Here is a 14794-nt window from a genome sequence, read left to right as displayed (position 1 = left end):
ATGTTGCGACGTCAGGCTCTGGCTCTCGGCAGCCTTGTTCTCAGCGCCTGTACCTTGGGTGGATGGACACTGTTCAAAAAGAAAGGCGAAAGCCCGCTGCTGCTGTCTGCCCGAGATGACAGCCATGGCAAGCACTACGCCGTGGGGTATCGCGTGGACGGCGCTCAGGTGTTCGCCACACAGGTGGCCCAGCGTTGCCACGACATCATCAATCATCCAGAGCGACCGATCGCGCTGTTCGTCGCCCGCCGACCGGGCACCGAGAGCTACCTGATCGACCTGCGCGACGGTCGCCTGCTGCAGACCATCACCTCGAAGCCGAATCGTCATTTCTACGGCCATGCAGTCATTCACAAGGACGGTGAATGGCTGTACGCCACCGAGAACGACACCACCGATCCGGGACGCGGACTGCTCGGGGTCTACCGGTTCGTCGGTGATCGCCTGGAGCACAGTGGTGAGATTCCCACCCACGGCATAGGCCCGCATCAGGTCTCCTGGATGCCTGACGGCGAGACGTTGGCCGTCGCCAATGGCGGTATCCGTACCGAAGCCGAAAGCCGGGTCGACATGAACCTGAATGCCATGGAACCCAGCCTGGTCCTGATGCACCGGGACGGCACACTGTTGAGCAAGGAAACCTTGGCCCAGCCGATGAACAGCGTGCGCCACATGGCAATTGCCGCGGACGGCACCGTCGTAGCCGGGCAACAGTTCATGGGGCCGTCCCATGAGTCCGCCGAGCTGCTGGCGATCAAACGGCCGGGGCAGCCGTTTCAGGCCTTTCCCGTGGCTGAGAAACAGTTGCAAGCGATGGCGCACTACACCGCGAGCGTGGCCATCCACAGCGAGCTGCGGTTGGTCGCCTTGACGGCTCCGCGTGGCAATCGTTTCTTTATCTGGGACCTGGACACCGGCGCCGTCCGGCTAGACGCGCCGCTGCCTGATTGCGCGGGGGTCGGAGCAGTCGCCAATGGGTTTGTCGTCACCTCGGGGCAAGGCCGATGCCGCTTCTACGATTGCCGCCAGAGCACACTGGTCGCTCAGCCACTGGCGTTGCCGGCAGGATTGTGGGACAACCATTTGCATCTGGTGTGAGTTTTTTGGGTTGGCTTGAGGGCATCAAAGTCGCCTGATTCATCTGTTTTCCAAGGAAGTGGAATATGTTGCGTCGCCGCATGTTGATCATGTTGGGTGTTGTCGTCATCGTGGTGCTGGCCTTGGGCGGGTATAAGGCATTGTCGATCTATAAACAGATACAGCAATTCACCGCCCCCAAGCCGCCGATCAATGTGGCGGTCGCCGTGGTCGAGGAACGTCCCTGGCAGAACCGCCTGCCTGCCATCGGCACGCTCAAGGCTTTGCAGGGCGTGGACCTGGCGCTGGAAATCTCTGGCACGGTCAAGGCCTTGCAGTTCGAGTCCGGCCAGAAGGTCAAGGTCGGCCAGCCGCTCGTGCAGCTCGACAGCGATGTGGAAAAAGGCCTGCTCGGCACCGCCGAAGCTGACCTGGGTCTGGCGCAGCTGGACTTCGCGCGCGGCAGTAAACTGGTGGGCGATGGGTCCATTTCCAGAGGCGATTTCGACAAGCTCGCCGCCACTCAGAAAAAAGCTGCGGCCAGTGTCGCGCAACTGAATGCCTCGCTGGCCAAGAAGCGCATTCTTGCGCCATTCAGCGGCACCATCGGCATTCGTCAGGTGGACGTGGGCGATTACCTCGCCAGCGGCACGGTCATCGCCACCCTTCAAGACCTGACCAGCCTCTACGCCGACTTCTTTGTGCCGGAACAGGTCCTGCCAAAACTGGCACTCGGTCAGCAGGTGCAGGTCAGCGTCACGGCTTATCCGGACGCCGTGTTCATTGCCAGCATCAGCGCCATCAACCCCAAGGTCGAAGATGCCACGCGCAACGTGCTCGTGCGCGCCACGCTGCCCAACCCCGACGGCACGTTGCTGCCCGGCATGTTCGCCAATTTGCAGGTCATCCTCGGACAGGACACACAGCAACGGGTGGTGCCCGAAAGCACCATTACCTACACGCTGTATGGCAACTCGGTGTATGTCGTCGTGCCGAAGAAAACCACCGACGGCCAGCCGGAAAAAAACGACAAGGGTGAACCGCAACTGGCCGTGGAACGACGTTTCGTGACCACCGGTGAGCGCCGTGGCGGGCTGGTGATCATCAGCAAGGGATTGAAAGCAGGCGAGCAAGTGGTGACCGGCGGCCAGCTCAAGCTGGACAACGGCACTCACGTCGCCATCAGCGCCGATCAGGCTGCGCCCGCAGAGCAGAACAGCCAACCCAAGGTTGACTGATCACAGCTGATGGCTCGAAGGAGCTTTCAAAGGAACGTTCATGGCATTCACAGACCCGTTCATCCGCCGCCCCGTCCTCGCCAGCGTGATCAGCCTGCTGATCGTGCTGCTGGGCTTTCAGGCGTTCAGCAAACTGACCATCCGCCAATACCCGCAGATGGAAAACGCCCTCATCACCGTGACCACGGCGTACCCCGGCGCCAACGCCGAAACCATCCAGGGCTACATCACTCAACCGCTGCAGCAAAGCCTGGCCAGCGCGGAAGGCATCGACTACATGACCTCGGTCAGTCGGCAGAACTTCTCGGTGATCTCGATCTACGCGCGCATCGGCGCCAACACGGACCGTCTCTACACCGAGCTGCTGGCCAAGGCCAACGAAGTCAAAAACAAGCTGCCGCAGGACGCTGAAGACCCGGTGCTGAGCAAGGAAGCGGCCGATGCCTCGGCGCTCATGTACATCAGTTTCTACAGCTCGGAACTGAACAATCCGCAGATCACCGATTACCTGTCCCGCGTCATCCAGCCAAAACTGGCCACGCTGCCCGGCATGGCCGAAGCCGAGATTCTGGGCAACCAGGTGTTCGCCATGCGCTTGTGGCTGGACCCGGTCAAGCTCGCAGGCTTTGGGCTGACAGCCACCGATGTGACGGATGCTGTGCGCAAGTACAACTTTTTGTCCGCCGCCGGTGAGGTCAAAGGTGAATACGTGGTGACCAGTGTCAACGCCACCACTGATCTGAAATCCCCGGAGACGTTCGCCGCCATTCCGCTGAAAACCGTGGGGGACAGCCGTGTCTTGCTCGGTGACGTGGCGCGCGTGGAAATGGGCGCGGAAAACTACGACACCGTCAGCTCCTTCGATGGCACGCCCTCGGTGTACATCGGCATCAAGGGTACGCCCAGTTCCAACCCGCTGGACGTGATCAAGGAAGTCCGGCGGATCATGCCGGAACTTGAAGGCCAACTGCCGCCCAGCCTGAAGGTGTCCATCGCCTACGACGCCACCCTGTTCATCCAGGCTTCGATCCATGAAGTGGTGAAAACGCTGGTCGAGGCGGTGTTGATCGTCATCGTCGTGGTGTTCCTGTTTCTGGGTGCGCTGCGCTCGGTTTTGATCCCGGTGATCACCATCCCGCTGTCGATGATCGGCGTGCTGTTCTTCATGCAGGTGATGGGGTACTCGATCAACCTGCTGACGTTGTTGGCCATGGTGTTGGCGATCGGCCTGGTGGTGGACGACGCGATTGTCGTGGTGGAAAACATCCATCGGCACATCGAAGAAGGCAAAACGCCGCTGAACGCAGCGCTGGAAGGCGCACGGGAAATCGCGATGCCCGTGGTGTCGATGACCGTGACCCTGGCCGCCGTTTATGCGCCTATTGGCTTCCTGCAGGGCCTGACCGGCGCACTGTTCAAAGAGTTCGCGTTGACGCTGGCCGGTGCCGTGGTGATTTCCGGTATCGTCGCCCTGACCCTCTCGCCGATGATGTGCGCCGTGCTCCTGCGCCACGACGAGAACCCCACTGGCTTGGCGCACAAGCTCGACCAGATTTTCGACGGCTTGAAAGTGCGCTATCAGCGCCTGCTGCACGGCACGTTGAACAGCCGTCCGGTGGTCATCGTCTTCGCGGTGCTGGTGCTGTGCCTGATTCCGGTGTTCCTGAAATTCAGCCAGTCGCAACTCGCGCCTGATGAAGACCAAGGCATCGTTTTCATGATCGCGACGTCGCCACAGCCGACCAACCTTGATTACATGAACAAGTACACCGACCAGTTCATCTCCATTTTCAAGGCGTTCCCGGAGTACTACTCGTCCTTCCAGATCAATGGTTTCAACGGTGTACAGAGCGGTGTCGGTGGTTTCCTGCTCAAGCCATGGGGCGAGCGCAAGCGCACGCAAATGGAGCTGTTACCCGAGGTACAGGCCAAGCTTTCACAGATCACCGGCCTGCAGATTTTCGGCTTCAACCTGCCGTCATTGCCGGGAACCGGTGAAGGGCTGCCCTTCCAGTTCGTCATCAATTCGCCAAACGATTATCCAGCCCTGCTTGAAGTGGTGGACCGGATCAAGAAACGCGCGACGGAGTCCGGCAAGTTCGCGTTTCTCGACGTGGACCTGGCGTTCGACAAGCCGGAAGTCGTGGTGGATATCGACCGCGCCAAGGCGGCGCAGATGGGCGTGTCGATGCAGGACCTGGGCGGGAGCCTCGCGACCCTGCTGGGCGAGGCGGAGATCAACCGCTTCACCATCGATGGCCGCAGTTACAAGGTCATCGCGCAAGTGGAACGGGCTTACCGCGACAACCCCGAGTGGCTGTCGAACTATTACGTGAAAAACAGCGAAGGCAAAATGCTCCCGCTGTCGACGCTGATCACCGTCAGTGACCGTGCCAGGCCGCGTCAGCTCAACCAGTTCCAGCAACTCAACTCGGCCATTATTTCGGGCTTTCCGCTGGTCAGCATGGGCGAAGCCATCGACACCGTGCGACAAATCGCCGAGGAAGAAGCACCTGCCGGTTTTGCCTACGACTACGCAGGCGCATCCCGTCAGTACGTGCAGGAAGGCAACGCCTTGTGGGTGACGTTCGGTCTTGCACTGGCCATTATCTTTCTGGTGCTGGCGGCGCAGTTCGAAAGCTTTCGCGATCCGCTGGTGATTCTGGTGACCGTGCCGCTGTCGATCTGTGGCGCCCTGATCCCGCTGTTCCTCGGCGTATCCACGCTGAATATCTACACACAGGTGGGCCTGGTGACGTTGATCGGTCTGATCAGCAAGCACGGGATCCTGATCGTCGAATTCGCGAACCAGCTGCGGCGCGACAAAGGCCTCGGCGTTCGAGAGGCCGTGGAGGAAGCGGCCGCGATTCGCCTGCGTCCGGTCCTGATGACCACTGCCGCGATGGTGTTCGGCATGGTGCCATTGATTCTGGCAACCGGCGCAGGAGCGGTCAGCCGCTTCGACATCGGCCTGGTGATCGCGACGGGGATGTCGGTGGGAACATTGTTTACGTTGTTTGTGTTGCCGTGTGTTTATACGTTGCTGGCTGGGCGGGTGGATCAACGCCAATAAAAAGGCCCCGATAACGGGGCCTTCAGTCAGGTGGTTGTCTCAATGCTGTGGCCCCGATCCCTGTGCAAGGCCAAACATCAACAACAACAGATCATGATCAGGTCGCGCCGGCAGCTCTGCCTTCGCTACCCGCGGCAAAGGGCAATGCCCTTCGCCGTGTACTGCGCTTAGTATCTGTGGCCTGGGTTGCTCCCAGGCGGCCATGGCAATGGAAGCGACGCCCAAAGCCCCAACCAGAAACAAACCTCGCGCCATTTCTAACTTCATCGACCTAAACCTTTGATGGGGCTGCCAAACGCCGTCTCGTAAAAGTAGACGAGCTTCTTCCAGTCTGCTGGCTGGAACGACGAATGGCGACGCAGCTGTTTCATGTCGTGCTGAGCGGCTCCGTAAGCGGTCAGACGCTGGCGGCACTTCTCCAGGTCCAGCAAGGCAACTTCAGGTTTGGCGTTTGCGCCCTCCCCGACCACGCGCACAAAAACGTGCTTGATGTAGATGCAGCTGTGCTGCCAGCGTCCCTTGTGCATCCGCGCCAGGTTTTCGGCCAGTTCCTTGAGCATCTGGTCGTAAACAGCTTCGCCATACTGCTCACGGCCACCCGCTTTGAGCCAGTTTTCGAACTCGTCGTAGCCGTCCAGCGAAGCGGTGACCAGCAGCGCCCGCCATTCATTGTTCTCATCACGCTCAGCACCGCAGAAGACCATGCGGGGAACGTTGACGTTGAGTTGGCGCAGGCCCTCCAGCGCGTCACGCTCGCGCAGCACCGTCGGACGACCGAACGGATGCAGCCAGCTGCGGTAGATGTGTCCTGTCTGGCGCTTCACGTACAGCAGGCGACCGTTTTCCGACACGACGCGCTGTACGCCACTTTCCCCTCCGCGGCGTACGTTGGGCTCTTCAACCCACTCACCACGGGTGTTCCAGAAATAGGCAAAACGGTCCTTGGCGGGAACGCTCGACTCTGCTGCAAAATCCACGGCCATCCTGTTACCTCTTACGTAATAGATACACACGCCACATGGCGTACAACGGCAGGAAGTCCAATCGCTCCTGGATGCGAAACCCTGCCTGTTCAAATTCAGCTTCTACTGTTGCCACCGGTAACACAAAGCGGTTCTGGTAACCCTCTTGCTGACGTTTACGCTCCGCGCGCTTGCGTTTCCATGCCTTGAAATTGCCATCGACCCAGAGCGATATGATCACGCTGTCACGGGTCACACGATGAAACTCTCTCAGCAGCACCGCTCTGTCCTGAGCGTTGCCGACATGGTGCAGGAGTCGCATGCAGAAGATGCTGTCTACCGCGTTGTCCGGCATGTCGATGGCGAAGGCAGAAGTCTGCAAGGGTTGTACCCTTTTCACCACGTCGGCAGGCTGAGACTCACACGCCGTGGCCACCATGGCGGCAGAATTATCGGCTCCGATGATGACCCGATTGGCCTTCTCGGCCAGCAGCGGCCAGAAGCGTCCAGCGCCGCATGGCAGATCGAGCACCAGTCCAGGCTCGCCCGCCAGCGCCAGCGCGCGTCTGGCCAGCTGCTTGTCGCGACGATCAGACAACCGTCTTGCCAATCCGTCCTTGTGCTTGCGTAAATATTTTTTAGCGTGCTCGTCGTCGTATTTACGCGAGAAATCAAGCTCGATCCGCTTGCTCATGGCCGTATCTCCTGAGGGTGATACGGCCAAACTAGGCGGGTTTGCGTGACTGTCAGGTCATGCAATTGTGAAAAAAACGTCCTTTGGCCACCGCAAATGTTACGGGGTTTTTCCAGACGATAGGGCTAGCATAGGGCCATTATCCGCCTGATCGCAGCAACATTTACACTCTCTGTACAAAACCCTGGATCGAGTGTCAGGACGTTGAACTCACCACTTTCCTGAGCTCTACAGTGAACCGGCATCCGTTTGGCTGCATCGTGTCGAGGGTCACGGTCCAGCCCTGGTTTTCGCAAATACGTTGCACCAGTGAAAGGCCCAGGCCCAACCCTTCGCCCCGTTGCTCGTTACCCCGGACAAAGGGCTGGAACATTGCCTCGCGTTTTTCTTCGGGTATACCGACACCTGAGTCTTCAACGGTAAAGCCCTGCGGCAGCAACGTGAGGCGGATAAATCCTCGATCAGTGTAATGAAGGGCGTTACGCAACAGGTTGCCCATCACGGCGTATAAAAAGGTGGCGTTATAAGTGGTTTGAGAAGCGTTGTCAGGGTGGTATTCCAGCGACAGACCTTTGGCTTCGATGGGCTCACGCCAAAGCGTCAAAAGCTGTTGGGCCGCCCCTTGCAACGACAACTGCGGATTCATGCCTGCATCGTCACGCTGAGTACGCGCCAGCATGAGGAAGGTCTGCACCAGGTCGCGCATCTCTTCACACGCTCGCCCTACCCGCTCGACCTGTGCGCGGGCGCGCTGATCCAGTGCCGGGTTCTCAAGCAACAGTTCGCAGGAACTGGCCAATACCATCAACGGGGTTCGCAACTCATGACTCACGTCGCTGGTGAACATGCGCTCTCGGGTCAAGGCGTCGCGCAAGCGACCTAGCGTTGCGTCGAACGCCACGGCCAGCTCACCCACTTCGTCGGCGGCGTAATCCGGCGCAAGCGGCGGTGCGAGCCCCAGCAATTGGTCCCGATGACGCACCTGACGCGCCAGCCGAACCACCGGCGCCATCACCCGACGTGCAAGCACCCACCCCAGGAAAACCGCCAACGCCAGGGCCAGCACGAACCCGACCAGTACGACGGCAAACAGTACGCGCTCGCGCTCTTCGAAATCGCTTTGATCCTGCAACAGGACGTAGTGACGGCCGTCGACCACCTCGACCATGGCGTGATAGGACAACGGGCCACGAAACACCTCGTGAAATCCCGGTTCCAGATGACGAAGGTCCTTGGGCAAGTCAAAATCGCCCGGCCCGCCGCTGAAGTAGAAAAGCTGATCCGGCTCCGGGCGATGGCTCCAGTCCTCGACACTGTCCATGAGCAACAGGCGCGTCAGATCCCCGCCTAACCCGGCAGAAATCAGCTTTTCCTCGACCAGGTGCACCGTCGCAACGATGCCCATGGCAAACGACCCGGCAACCAGCGCACTCATCAATGCAAAGGCAATGATGATCCGCTGCGCAAGGCTCTGCTTAAACTCCATCCCGGCCCTCGGCCAGGCGATACCCGACACCGTGCACGGTTTGCAGCAGAGGCTTGGCGAACGGCTTGTCGATCACCTGACGCAACTGGTGAACGTGGCTGCGCAGGCTGTCGCTGTCCGGGCAGTCATCGCCCCACAGCGCTTCTTCCAGCACTTCACGGCGCAGCACATGAGGGCTTTTCTGCATCAACACGGCCAACAGTTTCAGGCCCACCGGGTTGAGTTTGAGCAAACGACCCTCGCGGGTCACCTCGAGGGTGTCCAGGTCATAAATCAGCTCGGCCACTTGCAAGGTCCGGCGACCGCCGCCCTGAGCACGACGCAAGACCGCTTCGATGCGCGCAGCCAGTTCCGACAACGCGAACGGCTTGAGCAGGTAGTCGTCAGCACCCGAGCGGAAGCCCTGCAGGCGGTCGTCGAGCTGGTCACGGGCGGTCAGCATGATCACCGGCGTATCGCGGCGGGCATCCTCACGCAGACGTTTGCACAGCGTGTAACCATCGATGCCCGGCAGCATGATGTCGAGCACGATCAAATCGTAGTGTTCCGTCGCGGCAAGATGCAGCCCTGAAAGCCCGTCCTGGGCGCAATCGACGGTGTAGCCCTTCAAACCCAGGTAGTCAGCCAGGTTCGCCAGGATATCGCGGTTGTCTTCAACCAGCAGGATTCTCATGGGCGCTTGTCTCCCTATACGGATGTCGGCATGACCTGGCGCAGCACCGTGTTGCGGACTCATTCAGGTCAGAGTTGGCGGCAGCTTACGGCCAAGTGCGCCAGAGGGCCAGCCTCGCCGTGCATAACGTTTTTTTCACTCCCGGTTCACAGCCCGCCGACAGCACTCGGCCCAGACTGCCGACTGCTCTCGGTCTACCTTGCGAGCCCTCCTCGCCACAACACGGGATTCACCATGTCTGAAGTCTTTGCACGTCCCGCTTCACGCCCGATCAACCTGTGGGTTTATCTCGGCATTCCAGCGGTGACCGCCATTGTCTTGCTGTTATTGGAACTGACGTCGCTGGACATGGATATCGCCAAGCTGGCCTATGATCCGTCCGCTGGCGGGTTTATCGGCAAGCACAGTTACTTTCTGGAAAACGTCCTGCACGACCGGGCGAAACAAGTCGTCATCGCGCTGGCTGTGCTGTCGTTCGCCGGCTTTGTCGCTTCTTTCTTTATAGAGAAGCTCAAACCCTGGAAACGTGAGTTGGGTTGTCTGGTGCTGTCGATGGCGCTGTCGACCAGTTTCGTGACGCCGATGAAAGCCGTCACAGCCGTGCAATGCCCGTGGAGCCTGACGGAGTTTGGCGGCCAGGAGCAGTACAGCGAGCTGCTGAGCCCTCGTCCACAGACGGACAAACCCGGCCGTTGCTGGCCAGGCGGTCATGCGGCGACGGGCTTTACGCTGTTTGCGTTGTTCTTCGTGTTTCGTGATCGCAAGCCGCGCCTGGCCAAGGCAGGTCTGATCTTCGCGTTTGGCCTCGGGACGGTGTTCTCGGTGGGGCGAATGCTGCAGGGCGCGCACTTTTTCTCGCACAACATCTGGACGGCGGTGTTCTGCTGGCTGATTTGTCTGGGGGCCTACTACGTGGTGCTTTACAGGCCGGTGGGTAAGAGGGAGAAGGTTTTGGGCGGTAAGCCGGTTTCGGGCTAGCGGTTGCTTGCTTGGCGATACCGCCGCTTAATTTGCATGGATATTCGGTATTGGCGGTGATTCTGCGTTTTTTGGTTTGTCCTAACGGCCAAACTGTTCCGCATCGTCTGGCTCCTGGTTAGGCCCGACTTCGTCGGGTACCCGCACTTCGACGACGCTCCGTGGGCCCGCGCCGAACGGACATCCATGTCCTTGCGGCGCTCTCGCGGCATCCATGCCGCTCGGCCCACTCCGCGCCGTCTGCGTTTGGCCTGCACCCAAGTCGCGGTTTGTGGTGACTGGACTATTGCGTACAAGCGCAACGCGGGCTGGAGCTAACGCTCTTCGCATTTTTGGTTCGTGCACCCATCTCCCCGCCCCACTCTTAAATGTAGGAGCGTGGCTTGTCCCGCGATCTGCCGGGAACCGGCAGTAAACCCTGTGCATGCGGTGTGTCAGGTCCAACCGAGTCGCCTGGTTTTGCTACCGCTGCACGGTAGATCGTCCGAGTGCGGCCCAGAGCAAGCGCGCTCCTACGGCCTCCGGCCAGAATCAAAAGAAGAACAGCAAGGTGCTCCTGCTCTCGCTTTTGATCTTCATACCGCGAACGTTCAGACACCGCAAAGCGCGACTTGGGTGCAGGCTGAACGCAGGCGGCGCGGAGTGGGCCGAGCGGCATGGATGCCGCGAGAGCGCCGTCAGGACAGGGATGTCCGTTCGGCGCGGGCCCACGGAGCGTCGCCGAAGTGAGGGAACCCGAGGAACGAGGGCCAAACCAGGAGCAAATGGTTTTGGTTACTTTTCCCGAAAGAAAAGTGACCCGCTGTAAGAGCGGAACCATAATCCGCGCCGCCGCAGATAACGGATATACACCCCACCCCCAAAGCCACCAAACCCCAAACCCAAAACCCCAAACAGTGCCCATAAAAAAACCCCGCCGAAGCGGGGTTTTTCTTACAGCGAGAAGCGGGTAAGGCCGACTTACATCATGCCGCCCATGCCACCCATGCCGCCCATGTCTGGCATACCACCGCCAGCTGGCTTGTCTTCTGCCACATCAGCGATCATCGCTTCGGTGGTGATCATCAGACTGGCAATGGAAGACGCCGCCTGCAGAGCAGAACGCGTCACTTTAGCCGGGTCCAGAATACCCATTTCGATCATGTCGCCGTACTCGCCGGTCGCAGCGTTGTAACCGAAGTTACCCGAACCCTGCTTGACCTTGTCGACCACAACGCTTGGCTCGTCGCCGGAGTTTGCAACGATCTGACGCAGCGGTGCTTCAACAGCACGACGCAGCAGAGCGATACCGACGTTCTGATCGGCGTTGTCGCCTTTCAGCTCAGAGATAGCCTGCAGGGAGCGAACCAGAGCCACGCCACCGCCAGGTACCACGCCTTCTTCAACGGCTGCGCGGGTTGCGTGCAGGGCGTCTTCAACGCGGGCTTTCTTCTCTTTCATTTCAACTTCGGAGCCGGCACCGACCTTGATCACAGCAACGCCGCCCGACAGCTTGGCCAGACGCTCTTGCAGTTTCTCTTTGTCGTAGTCGGACGAAGTGTCACCGATTTGCTGACGGATCTGAGCGATACGCGCGTCGATGTCGGTTTTAACGCCGGCACCGTCGATGATGGTGGTGTTTTCTTTGTTCAGCACAACGCGCTTGGCGTTACCCAGGTGCTCCAGGGTAGTGCTTTCCAGGCTCAGACCGATCTCTTCGGAGATAACGGTACCGCCGGTCAGGACAGCGATGTCCTGCAGCATGGCCTTGCGACGGTCGCCGAAGCCTGGCGCCTTGACGGCTGCGACTTTGACGATGCCACGCATGTTGTTCACAACCAGAGTCGCCAGGGCTTCGCCTTCAACGTCTTCGGCAACGATCAGCAGAGGACGGCCGGCTTTGGCAACGGCTTCCAGGACTGGCAGCATTTCGCGGATGTTGGAGATCTTCTTGTCAACCAGCAGCAGCAGCGGGCTGTCCAGCTCGGCAACCATGGTGTCCGGCTTGTTGATGAAGTACGGGGACAGGTAGCCACGGTCGAACTGCATGCCTTCTACAACCGACAGTTCGTTTTCCAGACCCGAACCTTCTTCAACGGTGATAACGCCGTCTTTGGTCACTTTTTCCATGGCTTCAGCAATGATGTCGCCGATGGAATTGTCGGAGTTGGCCGAGATAGTACCGACCTGGGCAATTGCCTTGGTGTCGGTGCAAGGCTTGGACAGCGACTTCAGCTGGGCAACGATGGCGATGGTCGCCTTGTCGATGCCGCGCTTCAGGTCCATCGGGTTCATGCCGGCAGCGACGGCTTTCAGGCCTTCGTTGACGATGGCTTGAGCCAGAACGGTAGCGGTGGTGGTACCGTCACCAGCGTCGTCGTTTGCACGGGAGGCAACGTCTTTGACCAGCTGCGCGCCCATGTTTTCGAAACGGTCTTTGAGTTCGATTTCTTTGGCAACCGACACACCGTCTTTGGTGATCAGCGGAGCGCCGAAGCTTTTCTCGATGATGACGTTACGGCCTTTCGGGCCCAGGGTCGCTTTTACTGCGTCAGCCAGGACGTTCACACCGGCGAGCATTTTCTTACGGCCAACGTCGCCGAACTTAACTTCTTTAGCAGCCATGATCGATATTCCTTAAATACTTTGTAGTAACGGGAAAATGCGGGGTATCAACTCAGCCTTCGACGACCGCGAGAATCTCGTTCTCGCTCATCACCAGCAGGTCTTCGCCGTCAACTTTCACAGTGTTGCTGCCGGAGTAAGGGCCGAACACCACTTTGTCACCCACTTTCACGGCCAGCGCACGTACTTCACCGTTGTCCAGGATGCGACCGGCACCGACAGCGATGATTTCGCCACGGTTTGGTTTTTCAGCAGCCGAACCAGGCAGCACGATACCGCCAGCAGTTTTGGTTTCTTCTTCGCTGCGACGGATTACGACGCGGTCATGCAGAGGACGAAGCTTCATTGTCGATCTCCTAATTATGGTTTTTGAACGCCCGGTGTTGGCACCGGCGGGTTAAAACATCCGGGCTTGCCGGTTACGGTTCGCGAGCGAACCGCAGAATACGGTCTGACGAAATGCGCCAGAAACCTTGCGGTGACCCATACATAAGGGCAGCCAAGCTGATTACAAGGCTCAACGAAGAAATTTTTTAACGGAATCGCGGTCATGGAAGCGAACACGGCACCCGAAGGTGCCGTGTGGATCAAGCGTTGGAATCACTTTTTGTCGAGCGGCTCGAACTCGCCCTCAATCACTTCGCCTTCGATGACGTCGGGCTGGCGAGCCGCAGGGCGGCCGGCGCCCGGACTCGATCCGGCAGAACGCAGGTCGTCCGCAAACGCACGCTGACGGGTCGCTGACGCCTCGGCACGCTGGCGTACCTTGTTCACCAGCAAGCGTCGGGTAAACGGCAGCAGGCAGATCAGGCCCAGTACGTCGCTGATGAAGCCCGGCAACACCAACAGGCCGCCACCGACAGTCATCATCAGTCCGTCCATCATCTGCTGAGCGGGCAATTCGCCTCGCGCCAGACTCTCACGGGCACTCATGGCGGTCGCAAGACCGGCAACACGGACCACGAAAACGCCGAGCATGGAACCCGCGACAACCAGCAGGAACGTCGCCAGGAAGCCGATAGACATTCCGACTTTCACCAGCACGAACAGCTCGAGCACTGGAAAAAGCAATAAAAGCAATAAAAAAGCGCGCATCAAATCAGTTCCTCAACGGAAGGAGTCTTCCAGTAGACACTAGGTGATGTCGCAAGGTTGTAAATTCAAGCCTCAGCGGCTTCAACGGTCGGCCATTTGTCTGCGTGAGCCAGCTGAACCAAGGCTTGGCGGACTTGTGTCGGCGTATTACACGCCTCAGCGAACGCCAGCCAGTACAGGCCCGGCCCCACGCGCAGGTGCATGCCTTCGCTGTCGATGCCGACTAACGTGGCAGGTTCGGTCTTCGGCAGGCCGGCCAGTTCGACATAGTGAGCGATGGCCTTGGCATGGTCCTCGTTCATGTGCTCGACCATGCTGGTTTCTGCGGCGCCCGCGAATGGATTGGCGAGGGCGACGTCGTCGAGCCAGTGAATCGCGCCGAACCCGCCGATGTACCGATAACGCACCGGCGCCAGTACCCAGAAATCGAAGTCGTGAGCACTGTGATAGCTCTCCGACTCGGGGAAGTAGCGGTAATAATGCTGTGCGGCAGCTTCGACAGCCGCCTCATCCGTGACCTTTTGCGCTTCAGCCATGACCGTGACGCGGCCCACCGCCTGGACATCCTCGGCATCGCGCTCGCCCACCAGCATCGAGCATTTGGGGTCGCGCTGCAGGTTGTGAGTGTGCTGAGCGATGCGGCTGATCAGAATCAGCGGCCGCCCCTGATCGTCCAGGCAATACGGCACCACGGAGCCAAAAGGAAACCCCGGCATCGACTTGGAATGGGTCGACAGCACACCGCGATACTCCTTGAGCAGCAGGGCTCGGGCTTGCCGGTTGGCTTTGGCGCTCATGGTGGGGCTCCTGAAATGAATCAACGACTACAAAAGGGTACGCAGCAGCGTGGTGGGGTTGCGGCTCCAAGATAATCGTTATCGTTGCGAGGTGCCAGATTGGCGAGGCGTGACGAT

General features: G+C 59.5%; 13 protein-coding genes. 4 read left to right on the top strand and 9 right to left on the bottom strand.

All coding sequences use genetic code 11. The annotated features are described in order from the left end of the window. The 3 genes from BLS87_RS21635 (at window position 1) to BLS87_RS21625 (ending at window position 5388) form a co-directional block, all read left to right on the top strand. Window positions 1-1098 (top strand): DUF1513 domain-containing protein, encoded by a 1098-nt coding sequence (locus BLS87_RS21635; RefSeq protein ID WP_074755460.1) that lies wholly within the window; start codon window positions 1-3, stop codon window positions 1096-1098. A 65-nt stretch (window positions 1099-1163) separates the two neighbouring features. Further along, window positions 1164-2315 carry an efflux RND transporter periplasmic adaptor subunit gene (locus BLS87_RS21630; protein ID WP_074755458.1) on the top strand — a complete coding sequence of 384 codons (1152 nt, stop codon included), beginning with the start codon at window positions 1164-1166 and terminating at the stop codon, window positions 2313-2315. Between the two features lie 40 nt (window positions 2316-2355). Continuing rightward, entirely contained in the window at window positions 2356-5388 is a 3033-nt protein-coding gene (locus BLS87_RS21625; protein WP_074755456.1) for a multidrug efflux RND transporter permease subunit, read from the top strand. A 39-nt stretch (window positions 5389-5427) separates the two neighbouring features. Here BLS87_RS21625 and BLS87_RS34710 read toward each other — a convergent pair whose 3' ends face one another. The 5 genes from BLS87_RS34710 to colR all read right to left on the bottom strand — a co-directional run bounded on the left by BLS87_RS34710 (window position 5428) and on the right by colR (window position 9203). After that, window positions 5428-5655 (bottom strand): hypothetical protein, encoded by a 228-nt coding sequence (locus BLS87_RS34710; RefSeq protein ID WP_074755454.1) that lies wholly within the window; start codon window positions 5653-5655, stop codon window positions 5428-5430. Next, window positions 5652-6371: a lipopolysaccharide kinase InaA family protein gene (locus tag BLS87_RS21615; protein WP_074755452.1), complete on the bottom strand. Its 720-nt coding sequence runs from the start codon at window positions 6369-6371 to the stop codon at window positions 5652-5654. Before BLS87_RS21615 ends, BLS87_RS34710 begins: the two co-directional genes overlap by 4 nt. A gap of 4 nt (window positions 6372-6375) precedes the next feature. After that, a complete protein-coding gene (locus BLS87_RS21610; protein ID WP_074755450.1) occupies window positions 6376-7044 on the bottom strand; it encodes a class I SAM-dependent methyltransferase in 669 nt (222 codons plus the stop codon). Window positions 7045-7240: 196 nt separating this feature from the next. Continuing rightward, a complete protein-coding gene (locus BLS87_RS21605; RefSeq protein WP_074755448.1) occupies window positions 7241-8530 on the bottom strand; it encodes a sensor histidine kinase in 1290 nt (429 codons plus the stop codon). Continuing rightward, window positions 8520-9203: a two-component system response regulator ColR gene (gene colR / locus BLS87_RS21600; RefSeq protein ID WP_074755446.1), complete on the bottom strand. Its 684-nt coding sequence runs from the start codon at window positions 9201-9203 to the stop codon at window positions 8520-8522. Before colR ends, BLS87_RS21605 begins: the two co-directional genes overlap by 11 nt. Before the next feature lie 234 nt (window positions 9204-9437). Here colR and BLS87_RS21595 point away from each other — a divergent pair, with 234 nt between their 5' ends. Further along, complete coding sequence (locus BLS87_RS21595) at window positions 9438-10181, top strand: phosphatase PAP2 family protein (RefSeq protein WP_074755444.1); 744 nt, start codon at window positions 9438-9440, stop codon at window positions 10179-10181. A 960-nt stretch (window positions 10182-11141) separates the two neighbouring features. On the opposite strand, the gene groL is transcribed toward BLS87_RS21595, so the two are convergent. The 4 genes from groL to BLS87_RS21575 form a co-directional block, all read right to left on the bottom strand. Next, on the bottom strand, window positions 11142-12785 hold the full coding sequence (gene groL, locus BLS87_RS21590) for a chaperonin GroEL (protein WP_074755442.1): 1644 nt from the start codon (window positions 12783-12785) through the stop codon (window positions 11142-11144). A 52-nt stretch (window positions 12786-12837) separates the two neighbouring features. Further along, window positions 12838-13131, bottom strand: a complete 294-nt coding sequence (locus tag BLS87_RS21585; protein ID WP_062384143.1) for a co-chaperone GroES — start codon at window positions 13129-13131, stop codon at window positions 12838-12840. Between the two features lie 254 nt (window positions 13132-13385). Further along, complete coding sequence (locus BLS87_RS21580) at window positions 13386-13880, bottom strand: FxsA family protein (protein ID WP_074755440.1); 495 nt, start codon at window positions 13878-13880, stop codon at window positions 13386-13388. A gap of 65 nt (window positions 13881-13945) precedes the next feature. Beyond that, on the bottom strand, window positions 13946-14677 hold the full coding sequence (locus BLS87_RS21575; RefSeq protein ID WP_074755438.1) for a HugZ family pyridoxamine 5'-phosphate oxidase: 732 nt from the start codon (window positions 14675-14677) through the stop codon (window positions 13946-13948). Window positions 14678-14794: the final 117 nt, after the last annotated feature.

Origin of the sequence: Pseudomonas abietaniphila (assembly GCF_900100795.1) — a bacterium.
GTDB classification, from domain to species: domain Bacteria; phylum Pseudomonadota; class Gammaproteobacteria; order Pseudomonadales; family Pseudomonadaceae; genus Aquipseudomonas; species Aquipseudomonas abietaniphila.
Note: the sequence above shows the minus strand (reverse complement) of the source record. Positions and strands in the feature narration are given on the sequence as shown.